This window comes from Acinetobacter colistiniresistens (genome assembly GCF_000413935.1).
GTDB classification, from domain to species: Bacteria; Pseudomonadota; Gammaproteobacteria; order Pseudomonadales; family Moraxellaceae; genus Acinetobacter; species Acinetobacter colistiniresistens.
On record NZ_KE340376.1, the window covers coordinates 1 to 1,307 of the forward strand.

The 1,307-nt window shown below is 51.0% G+C and carries 1 protein-coding gene; it reads right to left on the bottom strand.

The features are described 5' to 3' along the window. The coding region (locus tag F907_RS17385) for an Ig-like domain-containing protein (protein ID WP_016651012.1) at positions 1-1,307 on the bottom strand (1,307 nt) is incomplete at both ends.

Below are 1,307 nucleotides of genomic sequence, written 5' to 3' on the forward strand. Positions count from 1 at the left end.
GCTGGATCATTCACTGTACCCGTTAATAACGGAGTGCTGTCATTGGTTAACAGATTGTCCAAGGCAACAATCGGTGCCACCGTATCTACAAGGCCAGTACCTGGTAAGGACACATTCCCTGCAGGATCTGTTGCTGTCGCAGTCACCGCCTCACCATTCAACAAGCCACCCGGGTTCGGTACACTCCACACCCCGGTCACTGGGTCTGCAGTCACCTGTTCGGTACTGCCATTCGGGAAGGTTACTTTCACCGTTGAACCTGGTTCTGCCGTACCAGTAATCGGATCAACTGCATTGATTGGATTCACGACTGGTGCATTTGGTGCTGTCACATCAACATCATAGACATGAGTGGTCGTGACTGTGCTGCTATTACCTGCTGCATCTGTAAATTTAACATTGGCATCAATCGTTTTATCTGCATCTGCGACTAAACCACTGCCTGGAACACTGACACTCCAGGTGCCATTGGCCGCATTAACTGTAGCGGTGTAACTCACGCCATCAACAATAATGGTCACTACCGTCTTCGCTGCATCAGCAGGTACACCAGTTAATGTTCCGGTCAAGGTAACATTGCCTGTAGATTCTGCGGCATTCAGTACGTTATCCGCAGTGACCGCATCGATCGTAAATCCAACTGAGCTGGTATCTGGTGCAACCGTATCTACAATTCCTGTACCTGGTAAGGACACATTCCCTGCCGGATCTGTTGCTGTCGCAGTCACCGCCTCACCATTTAACAAGCCACCTGGATTCGGTACACTCCACACCCCAGTCACTGGGTCTGCAGTCACCTGTTCGGTACTGCCATTCGGGAAGGTTACTTTCACCGTTGAACCTGGTTCTGCCGTACCGGTAATCGGATCAACCGCATTGATTGGATTCACAACTGGCGCATTCGGTGCAACGGTATCAATCGTAACTGTACCTGTCGCTGTACCCACATTCCCTGCAGCATCTGTTGCTGTGACGGTAACTGTATGTGGACCATCGGTCAATGTTGGTAAGGTGTTGTCTGCCAGCGTCCAGGTGCCATTGCCATTGTTGGTGGCCGGATAGTTCACACCATCAACGGTCACCACCACTTTCGCAGCTGGATCATTTACCGTACCGCTTAAAGCAGGAGTAGCATCATTGCTGAGCTCATCCACCACCGTAATAACTGGTGCAACCGTGTCGACAACGCCTGTGGCAGGTAATGATGGGTTACCTGCTGGATCTGTTGCAATCGCAGTGACCGTACCACCATTTGGTAAATTACCTGGGTTCGGTACTGTCCACACACCAGTGTTTGGATCCGCTGT